A 23,130-nucleotide genomic window follows, 5' to 3' on the forward strand; every position below is an offset into this window, starting at 1 on the left:
TCATTTTCATATAAATCCTTCTAAATTATGTCATTAAAAAAATTCCTGACTGTTGCAATTTTAATAGCGATTACTTATTCATGTAAAAAGAAAATAAACGAAACCGATAATCTTTTCAAGTTTAAAGATTATATAAGTTACACAACTTCTGGATTAACATCTGTTGCTAGTCCTATTGAAATTAGCTTATCAAATGATGTTGAAGGTTGGGAAATGAATGAAGAAATAACAGATAATATTGTTTCTATTTCACCTCATATACAAGGAAAATTAACAGCGATAAACAAACACGCATTACTTTTTACACCAGATGAGTTTTTAGAACCTGCTACCGAATATACAGTCTCTGTAAAACTAAACAGCATTTACAAAAACATACCCGATAGTTTTAAAAACTACACCTTTCAGTTTAAAACTAAGACCCCAAGCTTTAATGTTATTACAAACAATTTACAATCTTACAGTAAAAATTGGCAATATTTAGAAGGTGTTATAAAATCGGCAGATATTATTTCTATCAACCAAGCGAAACAATTGGTAAAAGCGTCTCAAAACAATAAAAAATTAGCTTTGATTTTTAATGAGGCTCATGAACAAGGGCAAACTTTTGAATTTAAAATTGACAGTATTAATAGAGTTATTGAAGACAGTAAAATTCTTGTTTCATGGAACGGAAAACCAATAAACGCTTCTAATAAAGGAGAAAACACGGTACTTATTCCTGGAATCAATAATTTTTCTATTGTAGACGTAGATGTGATTCAATCGCCAGAACAACATCTTTCAATCAACTTTTCCGACCCTTTAAAAAAACAACAAAATTTTGATGGTTTAATAACCATTCAGAAAGTAAAAAACCCAAAATATATAGTAGATGGCAACGTACTAAAAGTATATCCAGACGGTAAATTAGTTGGAAATATTCAAGTTGATGTGTTTCAAGGCATCAAAAACACCGATAATTATAAACTTAAAAAACCATTTTCTGAAACCATTGCTTTTGAAGAGTTAAAGCCTCAAGTAAAACTAATAAGTAACGGTACTATTCTACCAAATTCAGAAGCATTAAAATTCAATTTTGAAGCTGTAAACTTAAGCGCTGTTGATGTTAGAATTATTAAAATTTTTGAAGATAATGTGCTTCAATTTCTACAAGACAATAATTTAAATAGTCGTAATTCTTACGATATAAAAAAGGTTGGTAGACGCATTGCAAAACAAACCATACAATTACAAACCGAAGCAGAAAACACAGGAAAATGGAAAGCTTACAGCATCGATTTATCTAAGTTTTTTAAAGCAGATCCAGGAGCTATTTATCGCGTTGAGCTAAGTTATAACAAAAGCTATTCGCTATACAATTGTGAAGCTAATTCAAATTCTGAAAATGATGACTATGACGATTATTACGAAGAAGACTATTATGAAGATGAATACACCGAAACATCATCAGAAGATGAAGATTTACGCGAAGAACAATATTGGGACAATTTAATATATCGTTATAAAGACTACAGCTATAATTGGCGTGAAGAAAACAACCCTTGCCATGATGCTTATTATAACGAAAACAAAATAGTCTCTCAAAATCTATTAGCTTCCAACTTGGGAGTGATTGCAAAACGTGGCACAAACAATTCCTATTATTTTGCAGTTACCAATATTTTAAACACCAATCCAGAAGCAAATGCAAAGGTTACGCTTTATAATTTTCAGCAACAAGCTCTTGAAAATGCGGTTACAGATGCCGAAGGTTTAGTCACTATTGATGCTGAAAAACACGCAGCCTTTGCCATTGTTACAAAAGGAAAAAATACAACCTATGTGAAACTAACCGACGGCAACTCATTATCCTTAAGTAAATTTGATGTTTCAGGAAACAAATTACAACGCGGACTTAAAGGTTATATTTATGGTGAACGTGGTGTTTGGAGACCTGGAGATACCTTGCATTTAACTTTCATACTTAACGATATTTCAAATCCCTTACCAAAAGGACATCCTGTTAAAATGGAAATTACAGATCCTAACGGAAAATTGATATTTAAAGATGTAACAACCGATAACCTAAACAACTTTTATAAATTAACGGTTCCAACATCTACCGAAGATAAAACAGGAAACTATAATGCCAAAGTATCGGTTGGTGGTGCTATATTTTATAAAGGTTTAAAAATTGAAACGGTAAAACCGAATCGTTTAAAAATTAAGATAGATTTTGAAAACGACATTCTTACAGGTAACGAACCTTTAAAAGGAACTCTAGATGTAAAATGGCTTCATGGTGCTCCAGGAAAAAACTTAAAAGCAGAAGTTAAAGCAAAATTCAGTACTTCGTATACCAGTTTTAAAAACTATAAAAAGTACACATTTAACGACCCAACTCGTAAATTTAATACCGAAGAAATTAATGTATTTGAAGGCAACGTAAACGACGCTGGACTAGCACATATAACTAAAAAACTAGAAGTTGATAAAAATGCACCTGGCATGTTAAATGTGCAATTTTTAGTGCGTGCTTTCGAAAACGGAGGCGATTTCTCTATGGATGCCTTTACCAAACAATATGCTCCTTACAAATCTTTTGTAGGATTACGTTCTCCTAAAGGAAATGCCTATGGCTCTTATTTTACAGACGAAAATCAAACATTTGATGTCGTAGTAGTTGATGCTAAAGGGAAACCAATAAAGCGAAATAATCTTGAAGTAAAAGTTTATAAAGTGGAGTGGCGCTGGTGGTGGAATTCCTCTTACGACGATTTATCAAGCTATGTATCTAGCAGTTATCACAGGCCTTATTTAACATCAAAAATAAATACTGATGCTAACGGAAAAGGCACTTTCAAAATTAAAATCCCAGATAATAATCGTGGGCGTTACCTCATTAGAGTTATAGACCCTGTGAGTGGTCATGCCACAGGAAGAACCGCTTATTTTTATAAAAATTGGTGGCAAAAAGCACCATCTAGCGATAAAGAAGCTGCTAAAATGTTAGTGTTTTCTGCCGATAAAGACAAATACAATGTTGGTGAAACTGCTAAAATAACCTTTGCTTCAGGTAGTCAAGGTCGTGCCTTAATAAGTATAGAAAATGGTACCGAAGTGTTAGATTATAAATGGGTAAAAACAAAACAAGGCGAAACAGTTGTCGATATGCCAATAACTTCAGACATGGCACCTAATGTATTTGTAAATATTTCTTTATTACAACCACATGCTATTTCAGAAAATGATTTACCTATTCGTTTATACGGCATTATTCCTATGATGGTAGAAGATCCAAATACCAAATTACAACCCGAATTAAAAATGCCAAATACATTACGCCCAGAACAAACCTTTGAGGTGCAAGTTTCAGAAAAAAATAAAAAAGCCATGACCTATACCATTGCAATGGTTGAAGAAGGCTTACTCGATTTAACCCGTTTTAAAACACCTAATGCATGGAACGAATTTTATAAACGAGAAGCACTTGGCGTAAAGACTTGGGATATTTTTGATGATGTTATTGGTGCTTATTCAGGAAGTATCGACCAAGTATTTGCCATTGGAGGTGATGGTAGTGCTGCTGGCGGAAAAAACAAAAAAGCCAATCGATTTAAACCTGTAGTTACTTATTTAGGTCCGTTTAAATTAGAGGCTGGAAAAACAAAAAAACACACAATAAAACTACCTAATTATATTGGTGCAGTTCGTACTATGGTTATTGCAGGAGACAATAAAGATGGTGCTTATGGTAGTACCGATAAATCTGTTGAAGTTAAAAAACCGCTTATGGTTTTAGCATCGCTTCCGCGGAAATTAAGCCCAGGTGAAAAAGTAACTTTACCGGTTACCGTATTTGCTATGGAACCAAAAGTGAAGAACGTAAAAATTAGCTTAAAATTAATTAATGGTATTACTGTTGTTGGCGAAAAAACAAAAACACTTGCTTTTGCAAATCCTGATGAGCAAATGACTTATTTTCAATTGGATGTTAGCAAAGCAAAAGGTATAAACAGGGTTGAAGTGATTGCATCTGGAAATGGTGAGAAATCAACTTACAAAGTTGAGTTAGATGTTATAAACCCAAACCCAATAACTTCAAAAGCTATTGATGAAACTTTAGAAGCAAACGCTACTAAAACACTGGATTTTTCAACCTTTGGTGTTGTAGGTACAAATGCTGCTACTTTAGAATTTTCAACATTACCACCTATGGATTTTTCTCGTAGGTTACAATACTTAATTCAGTATCCTCATGGCTGTGTAGAGCAAACCACTTCGAGTGTATTTCCGCAATTATTCTTAGGTGATATTTTCGATTTAACCTTCGACAAAAAACAACAAATTCAAACCAATATTGAAAACGGTATAAAACGCTTAAGTCATTTTCAAAGACCAAACGGCGGCATGAGTTATTGGATGGGTGAAAATTCAGCAAACGATTGGGGAACTAGTTACGCAGGACATTTTTTAATTGAAGCCGAAAAGAAAGGTTTTGTTTTACCACTTACTTTTAAAAGTAATTGGATTAAATACCAAAAACAAGCTGCTAGAGATTGGAGACCAAGCTACAGACGTTATAATTCCGATCTTGCTCAAGCGTACAGATTATACACGTTGGCATTGGCAGGAAGTGCCGATTTAGCAAGCATGAACCGTTTACGAGAATTTTCAGAAATTTCTAATGAGGCCAAGTGGCGATTGGCAGCAGCCTATGCTTTAGTAGGACAAAAAGAAGCGAGTGATAACATTTCACAATCGGCAAATATTAATTTTAAACCTATTCGTTATAATTATTACACCTATGGTTCTGTAAATAGAAACCGTGCTATGGCTTTAGAAACCATGGTACTTACCAAAAACTCAAAAATGCGCGAACTTGCCGAATATATTGCAAAAGACCTATCGAGCAGCCGTTGGATGAGCACACAAACCACTGCTTATAGTTTACTTGCTATGGCAAAAATGGTGAATGCCAATAGCGGAAAAGCTTTGAGTTTAAATTATAGTATTAACGGAAAAACAGAAACTATTAATTCTAAAAATGCCATTGCAGAACGTACTTTACAAGTTGTTGATGGCAGTAATACCTTATCGTTTACAAACAATAAAGGCAATTTGGTTTATGTGCGTATTTTAAACTCAGGGAAATTACCACTAGGAGAAGAACTAACAGAACAACGTGGATTAAGTGTGGCCATTGCTTATAAAGATTTAAAAGGCAATAACATTGATGTTTCAAAATTACAACAAGGACAAGATTTTGTTGCTACCGTAAGAGTAAGCAACTTAAAAGATGAACCTGTAAACGATGTGGCATTAACTCAAATTTTCCCATCGGGGTGGGAAATTGTGAACACACGATTTACAGATTTTGGAAGCTCTACAACAAGTCAGGCGCGCTTTACAGATATTAGAGACGACCGCGTGAATTTCTATTTCGATTTACCAAGAAAAGGAAACCGTAGCACCAAAACGTTTAATGTCATGCTAAATGCATCCTATTTAGGAACCTATTATTTATACGGTGTTCAAGCTGAAGCTATGTATGATAATGATTATCTAGTTAGAACTAAAGGGAAATGGATTACTGTTGGAAAATAAGAACTATTTCACCACCTCGTCTTCAATTTCGAGGTGTCGAAATTGAATCCACTCCTCCTTAAAACAAGGGGGAGAGTTAAAAAAAGCAGAAAATATTATGATAAAACATAATTTAAAATTGAAACAAAAAACAACTCCTTCCCATTCAAGAGAAGGTGGATTTAAAGACGGAAGAGTTAGAACTTCATTGAATACAGAAAAGGAATAAATATAATAAAACATGAATAACAATTTCAAACCCTATTACGCAGTTATTTTCACTTCAACGCAAAAAGAAAATATTAAAGGTTATTCTGAAATGGCAAATAAAATGGAAGCACTTGCTAAGCAACAATCGGGCTATTTAGGAATAGATAGTGCTAGAAATGAAGTAGGAATTACTGTTAGCTATTGGGAAAGTCTTGATGCTATTAAAAACTGGAAACAACAAACCGATCATTTACAAGCTCAACACAAAGGACGACAAGATTGGTACAGTTGGTATAACGTGAGAATTTGTAAAGTAGAACGCGAATATGAGTTTAGGAAATAAAGCCTCCTCGTCTTCTATTTCGAGGTATAGAAATTAAATCCACTCCTCCTTAAAACAAGGAAGAGAATTAAAAAGTAAAAAATATTATAATAAACGTAATTTTAAATTGAAACGATAAACAACTCCTTCCCTTGAAAGGGAAGGTGGATTTAAATCTGATAAGATTTAAAGACGGAAGGGTAAAAAACATAAAACAAATTCACAACCATAAATACTTAGAAGAACGGAGAAAAGAGTTGCGAAAAAACTTAACTCCAGCAGAAGCTACATTATGGAAATCTCTTCAAAGAAAACAGCTTAAAAACAGAAAATTTAGAAGACAACATAGTATTAAAAACTTTATAGTAGATTTCTATTGTGCTTCAGAAAAACTCATAATAGAATTAGACGGAGCTATTCATTTAGATTTTGCCCAACAAAATTATGATTATGAAAGAACTCAAATTTTAGAAGCATTAGGTTTTAAAGTCATTCGATTTGAAAACAAATTAGTTTTTGAAAATTTACCTGAAGTTTTGAATGAGATAGAAAGTCATTTTAAAGATTGAACCACCTCGTCTTCTATTTCGAAGTGTCTAAATAGAATCCACTCCTCCTTAAAACAAGGAGGAGAATTAAAAAGTAGAAACATTATAACAAAACGCAATTTTTAATTGAAACAAAAAATAATTTCTTCCCTTTTTTAAGGGAAGGTGGATTTGATTTCAGAAAATAAATCAAAGACGGAAGGGTAAAAAAATGAACAAAATAGCAAGCTACATAAAACGCCATAAAAAAAAATCGGTAATCATAACCATCCTTGTGATTGCCTATTACTTTTGTTTACCTAACCCCTTATTTAAAGATCCTACAGCAACTGTAATAACAAGTGCAAATGACGAACTTTTGGGCGCACAAATAGCTTCAGATGGACAGTGGCGATTTCCACATAATGATAGTGTTCCAGAGAAATTTAAAACCTGCATTATTCAATTTGAAGATGAATATTTTTATAAACACCCAGGATTTAATCCTATTTCAATATTTAAAGCTTTAAGAGATAATTTAAAATCTGAAGGTATAAAACGAGGAGGTAGCACATTAACACAACAGGTGATTCGCTTATCTAGAAAAGGGCAAAAAAGATCATATTTTGAAAAACTAAAAGAACTTATTCTAGCCACACGATTAGAGTTTCGAACATCAAAAGAAAAAATATTAGCATATTATAGTAGTAATGCGCCTTTTGGAGGTAATGTTGTGGGTATTGATGCTGCTTCATGGCGTTATTTTAATAGAAATGCTAACGAATTATCTTGGGCAGAAAGTGCCACCTTAGCTGTTTTACCCAATGCTCCTAGTTTAATTTACCCAGGTAAAAACCAAGAACGATTATTACAAAAACGGAACAGACTTCTTAAAAAATTATTTGCTAATCAAATTATAGATTCGCTTACTTATAACTTATCTGTTATGGAAGGTTTACCACAAAAACCTTATCCGTTACCACAAACAACACCTCATTTATTGCAAAAAATAGTACAATTAAATAACGGGGAACGCATACAAACAACTATTGATTCTAAACTTCAAAAACGGGTTAATTTTATTGTTAAAAATCATTATAACCAATTAAGTCAGAATGAAATTTATAATGCAGCGGTTTTAGTTTTAAACGTAAAAACACGGCAGGTTTTAGCTTATGTAGGCAATACCCCTACCGATAAAGCGCATCAAAAAGATGTAGATATTATTAATAAACCCCGAAGCACAGGCAGTATTTTAAAACCTTTTCTATATGCTGCTATGTTAGATGCTGGCGATTTATTACCCAATACGTTAGTTACCGATATACCTACCCAATTTGGAAGTTACAACCCGGAAAATTATAATAAAACCTACGATGGTGCTGTACCTGCTAGTCGCGCTTTATCACGATCTTTAAATGTACCTGCTGTACGCATGTTACAAACATTTGGATTAGACAGGTTTCACCACTACCTAAAAACATTGCGTCTTAAAGATTTAAAATATAACGCCAATCATTATGGGTTATCACTAATTCTTGGTGGTGCCGAAAGTAATTTATGGGATTTATGTAAAAGTTATACCGCGTTTTCTTCAACTTTAAATCATTATTCTGAAACTTCTAGTGAGTATTTTTCAAATGAATTTTGTGAACCTACTTTTTTAGCTTCAAAACATATGGACTTCGGAAAAAAGACAAGTGACAAAACCTTATTTGATGCCGCTTCTATTTATTTAACTTACGAAAGTTTAAAAGAAGTAAACAGACCTGAAAGCGATGAAAGTTGGGAGTTTTTTGATGGCTCTAAGCAAATTGCTTGGAAAACAGGCACCAGTTTTGGATTTCGTGATGCATGGGCTATTGGAAGCACCAAAGATTATGTAGTAGGCGTTTGGGTAGGTAATGCCGATGGAGAAGGTCGTCCAGGACTTGTTGGCGTGCAAACTGCTGCTCCCATTTTATTTGATGTGTTCAATTTGTTACCAAACAGCGATTGGTTTTCAAAACCTTTTGATGACATGCAAGAAGTATCTATCTGTAAAAAAAGTGGCTATAGAGCATCTCAAAACTGTGATGATGTGGAAACTAAATACATTCAAATTAGTGGGTTAAAAACAAAACCTTGCCCTTATCATATTCTTGTGCATTTAGATAAAACAGAAACATTTCAAGTAAATTCTTCATGCGAAGACATTAATAACATAAAGCATAAATCATGGTTTGTACTCCCTCCATTAATGGCTTATTATTACAAAACTAAAAATCCGTTTTATAAACCATTACCTAAATTTAGAAGTGATTGTTTAGGAGAAAACGGAGTGTCTATTGAATTTATTTATCCCAAGGAAAATAACAGTATTTTTTTGCCCAAAGACTTTGATGGAAAAACAAACGACCTCATTTTAAAAATAGCGCATTCAAAACCTGAAAGTACGGTGTTTTGGTATGTAGATGAAACATTTATTGGCAGCACTAAAGACATTCATGAGTTAGCTATAATTCCTAAAACAGGTAAGCACCTAATTACAGTTGTTGATGAATTTGGTAATGAGGCCAAACGATGGGTTACAATTTCTGAATAACCCCAAAACAATCATTAATTCAGGTTTTAATAAACCCTAAAATGTATTTGATTTTCTTAAAAATACATGTATTTTTGTTAAACCTAAACTATTTTAAGACCCAAATCTTAAAAAACAATGATTTTAACTTAAATCAACAGTTAGATTCATTCTCTCAGACCTAACAATGAAAAAACCCTACAGCTTACTCAACTCTATACTTACTGTTTTATTTATTTCTTTTAGTATTAATTTTGCTTGTGCACAGCATTGTATCTCTAGTTTTGGTGATCCAACTCAATTTCATATAAATAGAGTTCAATTAAACACTATTAATAACTCTTCTACTTATATAAGTACATCAAATAGCTATTCAGATTTCACAGCAATTTCAACTGATTTACAAATAGGACAAACATATAACTTAACAATTCACAACGAAATAACTAATTCTTGGGATGAAGCAGGATATGGTGTATGGATTGATTATAATAATGATGGTGATTTTGATGATAGTAATGAAACAATCTGGACCTCTAATACTTCAAATATATCGCCACAAAATACGTCTTTTACCGTTCCTTTAACTGCAACATTAGGAAATTTAAGATTAAGAATAAATATGGTAAGCTGGTGGAACAATCCTCCTGCTTGTGTTACTTCCTCTAATAATGGAGAAACTGAAGACTATATCGTTAATTTAATTCCACCTCCAAACCCTTTTCCTCAAGATGATGATATATCTGTATTAGTTAATAGTACTTCAAACCAAATAAATGTTGGCACAAATGATATTATTGGCACCGATGGAGGAGATTTAGATGATTTTACTATCCAAACATCTCCTGGTAATGGTACTGTAACCGAAGTTTCTGATGGCATTTTTGCATATACACCTAACACAAATTATTTAGGCTCAGACAGTTTTACTTATAATATATGTGATACCAACGGAGATTGTTCAACAGCTACAGTTAATATAAGTGTGACATACGGACAATGCACTCCAACTTCAAATTCGAATGGCACTAACTACATTACCAATGTAAATCTAGTTGGAGAAACAACTTTAAATAATACTTCTGGAGATAATGGAGGTTATCAAGATTTCTCTCCAACAGTAGCTGCTTTAGATTTATTTCCTAATGAAACTTATACTGCATCAATTTCTGTAATGGGAAGCAATATGGGTTGGGATATTTATATAGATTATAATCACGATGGCGACTTTACCGATACTGATGAAAAAGTTGCTGATACTGCAGGAGAAAGTACTGGAAACTTAACATTTACTGTACCAGCAGGTGTTACAACAGGTAAAACCATAATGCGAGTTGGAGCTAGAAAATATTGGGCTTCTACAGCCCCTTGTGGTAATTTATATTCTCAACCAGAAGAATTTGAAGATTATCTTATAGATATAAAGGTTGACCCAAGTACTCTTGACCCAAATGCCCTAATAAATGTTTCAGGAAATGGAAATGAAATTCTTAATGGGGCTTTGAGCTCTTCAATATCAAACGATACAAATTTTAGTTCTGTAGATACATACGGTACAACAAAAACAAAAACATTTACCATAACAAATAATGGATTATCAAATTTAGTTTTAAACGGAAGTCCTATAGTAAATTTCACTATAGCATCAACAGAATTTACAGTTTCTCAACAACCTTTAACTACCTCATTAGCATACGGAGAATCTACTACTTTTACAATAAGTTTCAATCCTACTTCCATTGGAATTAAACAAGCTACCATAACAATTTCAAATAACGATACAGATCAAAATCCATATACCTTTTTAATAGAAGGGGAAGGAACACAAACGTTTCCTGATACTGACGGAGACGGTGTTCCTGATAATATTGATGAAGATGATGATAATGATGGGCTACTAGATTCATTTGAAGATTCATCATGTAAAACGTTTCCTAATACATCTGTTTCTAAAATAGTTTTCTTAAACGAAAATTTTGGTGCTGGTACAAACAGAATACTTATTAACGGTAATTTTAATGGTGCAAGTTCTACGTATTGTTACGAAGACGGCACTGGTAGCTTATGTACAGGAGATAGTGGTTCTCCAGACTTAAATAATGGTGAATACACGGTATATTATAATGCAGGTATAGATGTAGCAAGCTACTCTCCCTTTTTTTGGTATCAAGGCGGAGACCATACAGGAAATACTAATGGAAGAATGGCTATCTTCAATGCCGATGAAAATCCTGGAACTTTTTATGAAGCAGAGATTTATGGTGTTAAGCCAAACATTGACATTACTTATGGATTTGCTGCAATTAATTTAGATGCAGTAAACAATGGCGTAAAGCCCGAAATTTTAATGGAAATATTAGACCCAAATGGAAATGTTATTTCATCTACATTATCAGGCCCGTTACCTACTACTGGACCAAGTGGTGATTGGGTACAAGTTGAAACAACCTTTAACACAACATATACTCAATTTACAGTAAAATTAAGCAACGCCCAAGCAGGAGGAAATGGAAACGACCTTGCTATTGATGATATTTACGTAGTGCAATATTTCTGTGATTTTGATGGTGATGGCATTGCAGATACTATTGACTTAGACAATGATAATGATGGTATTCCAAATGTAGTTGAATTAGGATTATTAGACACAGATAAAGATGCTACACTATTAGGAACAGGCTGGATAGATGCAAATTCAAATGGCGTACATGACTCTTATGAATCAGGTGCTGCTACAATTGATTCTGACGGCGACAACATTCCTGATTACATTGACTTAGATTCTGATAATGATGGTATTTTTGATACTGTAGAATATGATGGCTATGGAGATGTAGATATATCTGGCAATGGTTTTGGAAATGGAACAGATATAAGTTCTGGAATAGATAATGATGATTTAGATGGTGATGGTATATTATCCATAATTGACAACAATGATACAGATGCCGATGGTAATGACCATGGTAGTAGTGCATATAACACTCCTTTAGATTCTGACGGTGATACAATTCCCGATTATTTAGATATACATAATGATATAACAGGAATTGATGATATTGACACAACAATCTATACTTCCTATGATGCAAATAATGATGGCATCATTGATGGAAATACAGATATCGATTTAGATGGTATTTTAGATACTTTTGACACAGACACAAACACTTACGGATCACCAAGAGATTTAGATGATAAATACACCTTATTTTTTGATGGCCGTAATGATTACGTAGAAGACTCTTCTGTAATTGATGGTTGGGCAAATGGTACAATAATGGCTTGGATTAAAATAGCAGCTGGAGCAACTGGAGATAGATATATTATAGGTCAAGATAATTTCTATTTAATGATTAACAATGGTGGTAATTTAACTGCTCTAGCAAATGGAACAACCTTAACAAGTTCTGCAACACTATCAACAAACATATGGATTCATGTAGCGGCTTCTTATAATAGTACCACTGGAGCATTTTCATTATATCTTAATGGAGAAGAAATAAACACAGTTGGTATTTCAGGAAGTTTACCTTCAGACACATCTAGCTTAACCATAGGTAGAACTCCAGATACAGATAGCAATTATTTTGAAGGTGATATTGATGAAGTACGTATTTTTAATGAAAGTTTATCTGAAGGTGAAATTCAAAAAATGGTCTACCAAGAGTTAGATGAAAATCAAAATTTTAATCAAGGTAAAATAATCCCAAAAGATATATCAACATCATTAAATTCATCTTTAATCCGTTATTTTAAAATGGATAGTTATAAAGATGATATTTTAGATAACAAAACAACAACAGCTATAGACGAAGGAACTGGAGCTAAAATTTATAACATAAAAGACATCTATTACCAAACCGCACCACTTCCTTATGAAACAACTAAAGATGGAGATTGGTCTAACCAATCAAGTTGGCTACATGGAGATGTTTGGGATATTCACAACGAATCGACCAATAAAGATTGGTCTATTGTAAACATTAAAAACAATATTACAACATCAAATACGCATACTACTTTAGGCTTAATTATAGACAGCAGTAAAAAATTAGAAATAAATAATGATGTAGAACTTAAAAACACTTGGTACATAAGTTTAAATGGTGAAATAGATTTACAAGGCGAATCTCAATTAGTGCAAACTCAAAATAGTTTATTGGTTGCTAATGGAACTTTAGAAAGAGATCAACAAGGTACAGAAAACCTATACACTTACAACTACTGGTCTTCACCTGTACACACATCTAATCCAAATTCTTCTATTGATGGAGATGAAACTTATACTATAGCTAGTGTTTTAAAAAATGGTGATGACCCTCTTAATCCTAATTCCATTTCCTTTATATCTGGATATAACGGTAATAATACTACAAACCCTATTCAAATTTCAGACTATTGGATTTGGAAATTTGATAATAGACTTACTGATACATATTCTGAATGGCAACAAGTAAAAAGCACAGGAACGATGCTAGTTGGTGAAGGTTACACTATGAAAGGCCCAGGAACTGGAAGTGTAACTACAGAAAAAAATTATGTATTTAAAGGCACACCAAATAATGGCGAAATAAGTTTAACCATCAATGCAGGCAATGATTATTTAATTGGTAACCCATACCCTTCTGCTATTGACGGAGCTGAATTTTTAAATGACAACCCTCATTTAAATGGCACCCTATATTTTTGGGAACATTATGGAGGAGGGTCTCATATTTTAGCCGAATACCAAGGCGGATATGGATTATATAATTTTTCTGGAGGCACCCCACCTATAGATGGCAATAAGGCAACTCCAGATTCAGATGTTAGTCAATCTGGTATAGCAATAAAAATACCTAAACGATATATTCCTGTTGGTCAAGGCTTTTTTGTTACTGCGACTACAACAGGTGATACCAAGTTTGAAAACGATCAAAGAGTTTTTGTAACAGAAGCAGGTAATACAAATTCAATCTTCTTAAAAAATTCCAACAAAAAAGAATCTAAAACATCAACTTCAAACTTAGAAGATTTAAGACCTAAAATTAAAATAAAGTATAAATCTCCAAAAGGATATATTCGCCAACTACTTACAACAGTTGACAAAAAAGCAACAATAGGTTATGATTGGGGTTATGATGGTCTTTTAATAGAAGACAACACCGAAGATATGTATTGGAAAATTATGAATAATAATTATATCATTCAAGGAATTGATACCATTACAGATACCACAACACTACCTATTAGTGTAAAAACAAAAGAAGGAGGTTTAATAGAAATAAGTATCGCCTCTTTAGAAAATGTAGCAGATGATGTTAAATTGTATTTAAAAGATAATGACACCTTTCATGACTTAAGAGCATCAAACTATATTACAACTGCTAAATCAGGAATAACTAATGATCGTTTTGAAATTGTTTTTACTAAAAAAATATTATCTGTTACAGATGTAATTTCACAAGACTTTTTCACGCTATTTTATAATAAATCAAATGCTTCATTAACTATCGACAATTTAAAAAATAAACAACTTCAATGCATTTCTGCAATAAATATGTTAGGTCAAAAAGTATTTGAAAAAGAATTAAATACTATTGAAAGACACATTACAATTCCTATAAACATAACTACAGGAGTTTATGTATTTATTATAAAAACGAATACGTTTAGCGAGTCTAAAAATATGATTATAACTCATTAAACAATGATAATGTACTTAATATATATTAAAAAAACTACTTTCTAACATACGTTTTCAACATACTATGATCTGATTCAGTAGTATAAAATTTTTCGGTTTTTAAAACTTTTAAATCTTTTGAAACCCATATATGATCTAAAGAAAGCAAAGGAATATTGTTAAACCAAGTTTCTCTAAAACCATTCCCTTTTTCGTTAAATGCTTGATTAAAATCTTTTTTAAGTTGCTTTAAATAAAAAGATTCATAAGGCGTATTAAAATCTCCTAAAACAATGGTGTTCTTATTTTTATTAATACTCTTATTTACAAATGCTAACCCCCATTTTCTAGGGACATCAAAGCTTCCTGTAACATCAACGGCATAAAAATTAACACCCGATGTTTTAAAATTTATAACTGTTGTACTAAACTTAGATTTATTTTCACTCTCAATAACTATTGGTGTTTTTGAAAAAATGAATATCTCTCTGTCTGATTTATAAAAATAATAATTAGGATATTTTTGTTTAAATTCTTCACTATCACTTTTTTTAGATTCTACTAAAACCATTACATCAGGCAAATGTCCATTTTTATTAAATGCCATTTGAAAATCGTTATCTCTAGAAGCGTTCCAAAAAACTATTTCTAAGTCTGTTTCTTTAATATCATCTGGAATATGTAATTTAAAACTTTTACTTAACCATACCAATAATAATATTGAAGCCAGTATTAAATTATAACGTCTCCACTTTTTAGTTAGAACAATGGAAATAAATAAAACTATAACAATAATAACAGGTAAAGGAAGTGCATAAAAAATTACAGAAGACAAAAAAGTGCGCTCCTTTATAATAAAATGTACAGATAATAATGCTACAATAGATACAACATTAATAAACTGTAAAACAAACCTAATAAGTTTAATTATTATCTTAAAGACTTTTCTTTTGCTGCCCACCACGGATGTATTTCAATTTCTAAACGCCCTGCTTTTACCATAGGATCTGCGTGAGCTAAACTATCAGCCATTTTAAGTGTTGGTACGTTATAAATGGTAACCCCTCTAATATTTCCATCATCACCAAAAGGGCCAGAAATATCGGCATAACCTAAATCATACATTTTCTTTAAATGTGCTAAATGCCCTTTTTGTAATTCTTCAGCTTCCTCTTCATTTTGACCGCGAATAAGTCCCTTTTTCAAAAACACCATAAAATATTGTTGCATTAAAACAGTATCTTGAGTTTTCTCATCAACATAATCAAAGGTTTTAAACCCTTTTACTGTTAATGCTTTTTTCTTGTCCTTTATAGATAACTTAATAGGTTCTTTTGTAATATCTGTTAATGAATCTATTACTTTTTCTAGTTTTTCTATTGCTACGTCTTTAGCGTCTATTACAGGTTCTTTAACCTCTTCTTTACAAGAACAAAAGAAAACTAAAAGTGCTATTGTTAAAACAAAATTTTTCATGTGCCTATAGTATTTGTTTTTTATTTCCATGTATTATAAGGGTGCTTACTTAAATATGAATTATAGTATTTTATGTCGCCTGTAACCTCTTCACCTAACCAATTAGGTTTTTCAAACGTTTCATTTTCATTATTTAATTCAACTTCAGCTATTACTAAACCGTCATTATCTCCAAAAAACGCATCTACTTCAAAAATATGCTTTCCAACTTTTACTTCATAACGTATTTTATTAATAACACCAAATTCACAAAGTTTTAATAAAGCTTCTATCTCTAAACTACCAACTTCTTTTTCCCATTCAAAACGCGATAAACCATTACTAGACGACTGTCCTTTAACAGTTATAAAACCCCTATCTCCTTTTAACCTAACACGAACAGTCCTTTCTTTATGAGAGTTTAAATAACCCTGAACAATTCTCGTTTTTTTAAAAGCTTCTTCTTTATAAATATCAGATTTTACTAAAAATTTTCGTTCTATTTCTATCATAATTATGAGCCCAAAAACTGGGTTTTCATTAATTTTATTAATTGAGATTCTTGCCTTAACAAGAATGCCTAAATTTACACTATGTTAAACGATTTACCAATTAGAAAAATTATTCATGTAGATATGGATGCCTTTTATGCATCTGTAGAACAAATGGATGATCCTACTTTAAAAGGGAAACCTATTGCTGTTGGCGGTGGTGGTAAACGCGGTGTAATAAGTGCTGCTAGCTACGAGGCTAGAAAATTTGGGGTGAAAAGTGCTATGTCTGGGAATTTAGCAATTAAATTATGTCCTGAGCTTATTTTTGTAAAAACTCATTTTGATAGATATACCGAAATCTCTAAAAAAATACGCAACATATTTTATGACTATACCGATTTAGTAGAACCTCTTTCGCTAGACGAAGCTTATTTAGATGTAACCGAAAATAAAAAGGGAAACCCAAGCGCTTCTTTAATTGCTAATGAAATTAGAGAACGTATTTTTAATGAGGTTGGTTTAACAGCTTCGGCGGGTATATCTATAAATAAATTTATAGCCAAAGTAGCTAGCGATTACAATAAACCAAACGGGCAAAAAGTAGTAAACCCAGAAGAAGTTATTCCATTTTTAGAACAGCTAGACATCAGGAAATTTTACGGCGTTGGAAAAGTAACAGCAGAAAAAATGTATCAAAAAGGCATTTTTACGGGCTTAGATTTAAAACAAAAATCTATAGAATGGTTAGACGAAAACTTTGGTAAGTCTGGACGTTATTATTACTACGTTGTTAGAGGTATTCATAATAGTGAGGTAAAACCAAATAGAATTAGAAAAAGTTTAGCTGCAGAACGTACATTTAGTGAAAATTTATCAAGTGAAGTATTTATGCTTGAGAAACTAAAACACATTGCTGATGAAGTCTCTAGGCGCTTAACAAAAAGTAAAGTCGCAGGAAAAACAGTCACTTTAAAAATAAAATACAGTGATTTCACTTTGCAAACCAGAAGTAAAACATTGCCCTATTATATTAGTGATAAAGATATTATTCTAGAAACTGCAAAAGACTTATTGTATCAAGAAAAATTGAATAATTCAGTTCGTTTATTAGGTATTTCTATTTCTAACTTGAATACTGAAACTAAGAAAAAAGTAGAACAAAAAAGTGTGAGCGTTCAGTTAAAATTTGAGTTTTAGAAAAAAAAACAATTTTTTGTAACCTTTCTTTTTTTTAAAGTATCTAAATTAATAGAATCCTTAAAAACATTAAAATGGCATTAAACGATTTATTTGCTTTGTTATTATTAATATTTATTGTTCTCATATTTCTTGTATGGTATTTTATACACAAAGCAAAGACGAAAGAACGGTTGCTTATGATTGAAAAAGGGATTGAGCCATACAAACGTAAAACGTTTAACTTTCCTTGGCTAAAAATTGGTGTCATATTACTTTGTGGAAGTCTTGGCACATTCTTAGGAGGTATAATAGAATATTTTGATTTTTTTAAACCAGAACTTACTGGGGAAGAAACCTTTGTAAAAAGTCGTTTTTTGTATAGTGGTGGAACAATCTCCTTATTATTTATGTACATTTTTGGAGCTATAGGTATGATTTTAGCACATTATCTTGATAAAAAAAAAGATGACAAATAAGTATGGACGATACTTATATTGAGAAAGTTCTTCAAGGAGATATAGACGCTTTTAGATTCTTAATAAAGAATTATAAAGACATGGGCTACTCATTAGCAATATCAATAGTTAAAAACGAATTTCTAGCACAAGAAGTATTACAAACTGCATTTATTAAAGCATATTCTAAATTAAATACATTTAAAGGGACAGCCAAATTTAGCTCATGGCTCTATAGAATAATAGTAAACGAAGCTTTTAAAGTTCAGAATAAAAAGAAAAGCAATATTATTATTTATAATGAAATATATACAGATGTAATTTCTGAAAATAATTCTTTTTCTTCAGTTATAGATACCGATTATCAAAAGTATTATATAAACGAAGCTTTAAAAAGATTACAACCTAAAGAAAGTTTGGTTTTACGCTTATTTTATTTAGAAGAAAATAATATAAAAGACATTCAAGATATTACAGGTTGGAGTATTGCTAATATTAAAATTTTATTACATAGAGGAAGAATTAATATAAAAAGGCACTTGAAAATAGATTGAAATGGAAAAATTAAATAAAAAAGAAGAATATTTTTTTAAAGAAATTATGTCTAAAAGTAAATTAGAAATGCCTTTTTCTGATTTTGAAAATATTACTATGCATAAAATTGAAGGGAAGGAACATAAAGTAAATACTTATAGAGAAACAAAAAACTCATTAATAGGTTTTGTTGCTGGAACAGTATTTGGAATCGTTATTTCATTCCTTTTATTATACATTAAAGAACCCATTTTTGGTTATAATCCTCAAATTGTTGCATTAATCTTTCAAATAACTTTTACAACAGTGCTATTTACACAATTAAATACTTTTTTAAAAATTTTTAGCACTTTAAATTAAATCATAAAACAACTTACTTATGAAAAATATTTTGAAATACTTTATTATATCTTCCTTACTGTTAATCTTTTCTTGTAAAAATAAGGAGGCCGTAGAAAAGGAGCTAAAAATGGAACTTGATACAAAAGATCTCTTATTTGAATTCACAAGTTTCACTAGTGCATTACAAAGTGCAAAAGAACTAAACAAACTATTATTAGTTTATGTTACTTCAGATGGATGTGGTCCATGTTTAAAAATGAAAAAGGAAATATTTACAAACTCAAAAGTTATCAATTTTTTTAATAAAAAAATGATTTGTGGAAAAATACATATAAAGAGGACTAAATCAGTTATGAAATCATCTGAATTTGAGTCGCTCAATAAAACACAAATAGCTTTTTTAGAATTTCATAATGTTGAATTAGCGTTTCCTACATTCCTTGTTTTTGATAATCATGGAAATTTAATTCATAAAACCACAAAATATATGAACCCTAATGAGTTTATAGAATTTGGTAACAAAATTTTGGAAATAAATAATATTTAATAGTAGCTTAAATACTTTAAAGAGTTTCTTTTTAACCCAAAAGTTGCGCTAGCGATTGAAACGGCATCCTTTTTTGAGGTACGAAAAAAAAATATAGTGGAAAGCGCGACCCTTTTTAGTTTTTCCTAAAAAGGGTAACGTCCAAATATTTATAATACTTGATGAATTAAAAACTACAGTTCATAATTTATATAACTCTTAATCTATTAACATACCTTTTTCTTTTATAGATATAGCTGTTAAACTAAAACACATTGCTGATGAAGTTTCTAGGCGTTTAATAAAAAGCAAAGTCGCAGGAAAAACAGTCACTTTAAAAATAAAATACAGTGATTTCACTTTGCAAACCAGAAGTAAAACATTGCCCTATTATATAAATGATAAAGATATTATTCTAGAAACTGCAAAAGACTTATTGTATCAAGAAAAATTGAATAATTCAGTTCGTTTATTAGGTATTTCTATTTCTAACTTGAATACTGAAACTAAGAAAAAGCCAAAACAAAAAAGCGTAAGTGTACAATTGAAGTTTCAATTTTAATTACAACCATTTTTCTAAATAATGAAACCAATTAACTATTTCAAGCTTAAATTAGTTGCTTTTCATTAAAATTATGCTTCCATACTCTTATAATACAACAACAAGACTATTTAGAATTATTCAAAATAAATTCTGATTTTTAATAAATCATTAATCATACTAATCATATTTTTACAAAAAACAACAATATATTGGTGTAAAATAAATTATCATCAAATCGTTTATTTTTATTTGGACTGAATATAAATAAGGTTAATTTTGACAAAAAATCAATCATGGTTCCTGTCAAAATTTATACTACATTTTTATTCTTGCTTTTAAGCTATTCTACTTTTAGTCAAAACGGAGATTTATATGGTAAAGTTAAGTTTGATAATAACGAACCCGTTTTAGGTGCTTATATTCTTTTAAAAGGACAAAAAATTGAAAAGGAAACAAATTCTGATATAAACGGAGATTTTTACTTTAAAAATGTACCTTTCGGAAACTACAGTATACAATTTCACTCATTAAATACCAATGTAAAAACCTTTACAATAACACTTAATTCTAGTAAAAAAGCTTTTAATGTCTCATTAGAATATACAACACATCAAAATTTAGAAGAAGTACTTATTCAAACCAAAACAGTAAAAAACAAAATTAAAGAAAAAGGTTTTGCTGTTAATGTCATAGAAACAAAAGAAGCGGCAGTACAATCAATTCAAATTAACGAACTTTTAGATCAATCTGCAGGTGTTAGAGTACGTCAATCGGGAGGTTTAGGTTCTCGTACCAATTATATTTTAAATGGTATGTCGGGAAATTCTGTTAAAATTTTTGTAGACGGGGTTCCTGTCCGAAATTTTGGACCCTCATTTTCTCTAAATAGCATTCCTCCTTCGTTAATTAAGCGTATAGAAATTTACAAAGGTGTTGTTCCTCCGCATTTATCAGACGATGCCATGGGCGGTGCCATAAATATTGTATTAAACGGCATTACCAAAAACGAATTAAGAGCATCTGTTTCAGCAGGATCTTTCGGCACATACCGTTCTGACATTAATGGCGGTTATAGAAATAACAAAAATGGATTTACTGCTAGAGCCTCTGCTTTTCTTAATTACTCCGATAATGATTATAAAGTTTGGGGAGATCAAGTTGCAGTAACACTTGCTGCTGGTACACCAGATGTTTACATAAAAGCAAAACGATTTCACGATAGATATAGATCTCAAGGCGGAAAGGCTGAATTTGGTTATACCAATGTAGATTGGGCAGATAAACTTTTGGTTGGTGTATTACTATCCAATATGGACAGACAAATACAAACTGCAGCAACAATGGAAATTGTTTATGGCAACCGGTTTACCAAACAAAACACAAACATGTACAGTTTAGATTATGCTAAAGCAAACATTGTTGAAAACTTAGATGTTAGTGCCTTTGCTTCTGTTTCTAAACTTAACCGAAAAACAATTGATACTATTGCTACGCAATACAGCTGGTTAGGCCACCCAACAAGTTATTACAACGACCCAGATGTTTGGATTTCAGGAGCCGAAGCTGGTAACCCAACGCTTCAAAAAGATATTGACCAAACTATTAATACTAGAACAAACTTAACCTATAGAATTAAAGAAAATAATACCATTCAGGTAAATCATTTGTTAAATACATTTACTAGAGACTCTGATGACCCTATGTTACCTGCCATAGAAAATGATTTAAAGGAAGAGCGTAAGTATATGAAAAACATTCTATCTCTTTCTTTTGAAAATGTAGCTTTTAATGAAAAATTACGCACTACATTTTTTGCAAAGTCTTACCACATAAATAGAACTTCAAAATTAAGAACTCGTACAGATAACACATCCTCTTCAAATATAGAAATTGAGGAAAACAATGTAAAATCAGATAATTTAGGTTATGGAGGTGTAATATCTTATAACATCACCCCAAAGTTTTCAATATTTGGTTCTGCTGAAAAAGCAGTTAGGTTACCTGAAGCTAGTGAAGTTTTTGGAAATGTTGCTGCTAACATAAACGCTTCAATTAATTTAAAACCAGAACATAGTAAAAATTATAATTTAGGAATTTCCTATAACAACTTAAAATTAAAAAAACATACCCTAGGCATCACTACAAACATATTTATTCGAGATACTGAAGATTTAATTATGCAATTTCCTATTGGTAACGATGAAGAGTTTTTTGAAAACTCGAATGTGGGAAAAATTTATACAGAAGGTTTCGATCTTGAATTAAATTACAATTATAATAAAATGATTTTTTTTAGCGGAAACACTTCTCTTTTTAATGCCCGAGATTACAATGTAACTTATGATATTAATGGAAATCCTATTACACCAAGTTATGAAAGGCTATCGAATACGCCTTATTTTACAATGAATTATAATTTAAGATTAAACAAAAAGAATCTTTTTCAAAAAGGATCTAACCTTTCGTGTTATACCAATTTACTATATGTACATGAATTCTTTAGACATGGTAGTACTCTTGGCGGCAATGGAAAAACGGTAATTCCAACACAAATAGCACACGATGCTGGTTTTGCATACACGTTCCCTAAAGATAAAATCACATTTAGTTTCGATGTTAAAAACATATTTGATAATCAAATTTTCGACAACTACGCGCTTCAAAAACCAGGAAGAGGTTTTTATGGAAAACTTACATTTTCAATTTTATAACAAACAATAATTTTAATATAAATAACAAATAG

General features: G+C 31.2%; 14 protein-coding genes and 1 pseudogene. 12 read left to right on the forward strand and 3 right to left on the reverse strand.

Features of this window, described 5'->3' with window-relative positions:
• Positions 1 to 27: 27 nt before the first annotated feature.
• The 5 genes from ACH5TX_RS05915 (at position 28) to ACH5TX_RS05935 (ending at position 14,879) form a co-directional block, all read left to right on the forward strand.
• Positions 28 to 5,589, forward strand: coding sequence for an alpha-2-macroglobulin family protein (locus ACH5TX_RS05915; RefSeq protein WP_439338607.1), 5,562 nt, complete (start codon positions 28 to 30; stop codon positions 5,587 to 5,589).
• A gap of 220 nt (positions 5,590 to 5,809) precedes the next feature.
• Positions 5,810 to 6,121, forward strand: coding sequence for an antibiotic biosynthesis monooxygenase family protein (locus ACH5TX_RS05920; RefSeq protein WP_439338608.1), 312 nt, complete (start codon positions 5,810 to 5,812; stop codon positions 6,119 to 6,121).
• Between the two features lie 131 nt (positions 6,122 to 6,252).
• Positions 6,253 to 6,669 (forward strand): endonuclease domain-containing protein, encoded by a 417-nt coding sequence (locus ACH5TX_RS05925; RefSeq protein WP_439338609.1) that lies wholly within the window; start codon positions 6,253 to 6,255, stop codon positions 6,667 to 6,669.
• 190 nt (positions 6,670 to 6,859) lie between these two features.
• Complete coding sequence (gene pbpC, locus ACH5TX_RS05930; RefSeq protein ID WP_439338610.1) at positions 6,860 to 9,211, forward strand: penicillin-binding protein 1C; 2,352 nt, start codon at positions 6,860 to 6,862, stop codon at positions 9,209 to 9,211.
• 166 nt (positions 9,212 to 9,377) lie between these two features.
• On the forward strand, positions 9,378 to 14,879 hold the full coding sequence (locus ACH5TX_RS05935; protein ID WP_439338611.1) for a DUF8693 domain-containing protein: 5,502 nt from the start codon (positions 9,378 to 9,380) through the stop codon (positions 14,877 to 14,879).
• 34 nt (positions 14,880 to 14,913) lie between these two features.
• Here ACH5TX_RS05935 and ACH5TX_RS05940 read toward each other — a convergent pair whose 3' ends face one another.
• The 3 genes from ACH5TX_RS05940 to ACH5TX_RS05950 all read right to left on the reverse strand — a co-directional run bounded on the left by ACH5TX_RS05940 (position 14,914) and on the right by ACH5TX_RS05950 (position 16,825).
• Positions 14,914 to 15,693, reverse strand: coding sequence for an endonuclease/exonuclease/phosphatase family protein (locus ACH5TX_RS05940; RefSeq protein WP_439338612.1), 780 nt, complete (start codon positions 15,691 to 15,693; stop codon positions 14,914 to 14,916).
• Between the two features lie 95 nt (positions 15,694 to 15,788).
• Entirely contained in the window at positions 15,789 to 16,334 is a 546-nt protein-coding gene (locus ACH5TX_RS05945; protein ID WP_439338613.1) for a YciI family protein, read from the reverse strand.
• 20 nt (positions 16,335 to 16,354) lie between these two features.
• Entirely contained in the window at positions 16,355 to 16,825 is a 471-nt protein-coding gene (locus tag ACH5TX_RS05950) for a CYTH domain-containing protein (protein WP_439338614.1), read from the reverse strand.
• Between the two features lie 81 nt (positions 16,826 to 16,906).
• Between ACH5TX_RS05950 and dinB the strand changes: the two genes are divergently transcribed.
• From dinB to ACH5TX_RS05985, 7 genes and pseudogenes are all read left to right on the forward strand, one after another.
• Positions 16,907 to 18,004 (forward strand): DNA polymerase IV, encoded by a 1,098-nt coding sequence (gene dinB / locus ACH5TX_RS05955; RefSeq protein WP_439338615.1) that lies wholly within the window; start codon positions 16,907 to 16,909, stop codon positions 18,002 to 18,004.
• Between the two features lie 74 nt (positions 18,005 to 18,078).
• A complete protein-coding gene (locus ACH5TX_RS05960; RefSeq protein ID WP_439338616.1) occupies positions 18,079 to 18,462 on the forward strand; it encodes a hypothetical protein in 384 nt (127 codons plus the stop codon).
• A 2-nt stretch (positions 18,463 to 18,464) separates the two neighbouring features.
• Positions 18,465 to 18,995, forward strand: coding sequence for an RNA polymerase sigma factor (locus ACH5TX_RS05965; protein ID WP_439338617.1), 531 nt, complete (start codon positions 18,465 to 18,467; stop codon positions 18,993 to 18,995).
• 1 nt (position 18,996) lies between these two features.
• Positions 18,997 to 19,335, forward strand: coding sequence for an FUSC family protein (locus tag ACH5TX_RS05970; protein WP_439338618.1), 339 nt, complete (start codon positions 18,997 to 18,999; stop codon positions 19,333 to 19,335).
• Positions 19,336 to 19,444: 109 nt separating this feature from the next.
• On the forward strand, positions 19,445 to 19,864 hold the full coding sequence (locus ACH5TX_RS05975; protein ID WP_439338619.1) for a thioredoxin family protein: 420 nt from the start codon (positions 19,445 to 19,447) through the stop codon (positions 19,862 to 19,864).
• 241 nt (positions 19,865 to 20,105) lie between these two features.
• Positions 20,106 to 20,405, forward strand: a pseudogene (locus ACH5TX_RS05980) (DinB/UmuC family translesion DNA polymerase); the annotation flags it as partial.
• Positions 20,406 to 20,680: 275 nt separating this feature from the next.
• Complete coding sequence (locus ACH5TX_RS05985; protein ID WP_439338620.1) at positions 20,681 to 23,098, forward strand: TonB-dependent receptor; 2,418 nt, start codon at positions 20,681 to 20,683, stop codon at positions 23,096 to 23,098.
• The last annotated feature ends 32 nt before the right edge of the window (positions 23,099 to 23,130 follow it).

The sequence above is a fragment of the Thalassobellus citreus genome (assembly GCF_044385915.1).
Taxonomy (GTDB): domain Bacteria; phylum Bacteroidota; class Bacteroidia; order Flavobacteriales; family Flavobacteriaceae; genus Thalassobellus; species Thalassobellus citreus.